Here is a 1,437-nt window from a genome sequence, read left to right as displayed (position 1 = left end):
GCACGACGTGGACGCCACCCACTTGAGCAACCGCGCCTGGCGCAGCCTCTCCGGCGGTGAACGCCAACGCGTACACATCGCCCGGGCCCTGGCGCAACGGCCGCAGATTCTGTTGTTGGATGAGCCGACCAATCACCTGGATATCCAGCATCAACTGGCGATTTTGAAGGGGGTGCAGGCGTTGCCAGTCACAACCTTAATCGCCTTGCACGATCTCAACCAGGCGCTGACCTGTGATCGCCTGGCCGTGCTGGAGCGCGGGAGCTTGGTGGCGCTGGGCAAGCCACTGGAAGTGCTGACACCGCAGCGGCTGCAGGACACGTTCGGGGTGCAGGCGCACTACCTGACAGACCCGTTTGACGGGGCGCAGATTCTGCGGCTGCGCGCTTAAATACAACACCGTTCAAATGTGGGCGCTGTCGAGCCCCAGCGAGGCTGAGATAAGATCACCGCGCAGCACCTGCCGAACCACCGCGCGCGCATCGCTAACCCTCGACAATCCTGAGCCAAGGCCACCGCGCCTGATAACTGCGCGCCTTCTGCTCAAACAACCCCAGCTCAGGATTGATGGGGTTGATCCTGAGAAGGCCCTGCTCCATATCAGTCAAACCAAATGGGGCATACACCTCGCCCGTCGCCACATCCAGCCCGATGCACGTCCCGGCCACCAGGTAACGATCAATCCCGTCGCGAGCCGAGCGCAACTGCGGATACGGCCTGCCAAACCGCTGGCCATACCAAAGGTGAACGCGCGCCTGATTCTTTACCTCAATTTCAACGCCCAAATCCTCGAACAGCCGCTGCGCTGCGCGAATGACCGCGTCTTCAGCCTCCCAGGAAAGGTCCGGATCGAAGTAAAAAACGTCGTAGTCCTTCACCCCCTGATCAGCAGGCAGATTCGACTGATGATTCCAAACGGCCTGGAACAGACAGCCCGCCGTCAGCATGCACTGGCTCAAACCGAGAGCGGGCAGGCGGGTGGTGATCTCGGCGTTGATGGGGTTGGCCATGGCTAGCTTGAGAAAGGTTTCGACGGTCAATGTCATGTTCAATCCTTTGTAATGGACACCGATCCTGGGGAGCCAACAGTACAACAACGCAGTGGACGATTTCACGTAGGGGCCCCTTCTTCACGTCATCAAAGTTCGCTAAGGTGCCTCGACACGCCGCCCCCTATTGCCCTCACCGAGACACCCACCTTGGCCCACTCTCCCACTGATCGTCCCGCCAGCGCCTGGTCGGTGTTTCTGATTTTTCTGCGCCTGGGGCTCACCTCCTTCGGCGGCCCCATCGCGCACCTGGGTTACTTTCGCGACGAATTCGTCACCCGGCGCCGCTGGCTGAGCGAGCGCAGCTATGGGGATTTGGTCGCACTGTGCCAATTCCTGCCCGGCCCGGCCAGCAGCCAGGTGGGCATCGCGCTGGGCCTGTCGCGGG

At 61.4% G+C, this 1,437-nt stretch carries 3 protein-coding genes; 2 read left to right on the top strand and 1 reads right to left on the bottom strand.

Annotation, left to right across the window (positions count from 1 at the left end; all coding sequences use genetic code 11):
• A partial coding sequence (locus L9Z73_RS30465) for an ABC transporter ATP-binding protein (RefSeq protein ID WP_247408666.1) occupies positions 1-391 on the top strand: 391 nt, incomplete at its 5' end.
• A 94-nt stretch (positions 392-485) separates the two neighbouring features.
• Here L9Z73_RS30465 and L9Z73_RS30460 read toward each other — a convergent pair.
• Positions 486-1,046, bottom strand: a complete 561-nt coding sequence (locus tag L9Z73_RS30460) for a nucleotidyltransferase family protein (protein WP_247408665.1) — start codon at positions 1,044-1,046, stop codon at positions 486-488.
• A 153-nt stretch (positions 1,047-1,199) separates the two neighbouring features.
• Between L9Z73_RS30460 and L9Z73_RS30455 the strand changes: the two genes are divergently transcribed.
• Positions 1,200-1,437: chromate transporter (locus L9Z73_RS30455; RefSeq protein WP_247408664.1), on the top strand; the 238-nt coding region annotated here is incomplete at its 3' end.

Origin of the sequence: Pseudomonas emilianonis (assembly GCF_023072625.1) — a bacterium.
Lineage (GTDB): Bacteria > Pseudomonadota > Gammaproteobacteria > Pseudomonadales > Pseudomonadaceae > Aquipseudomonas > Aquipseudomonas paraveronii.
Note: the sequence above shows the minus strand (reverse complement) of the source record. Positions and strands in the feature narration are given on the sequence as shown.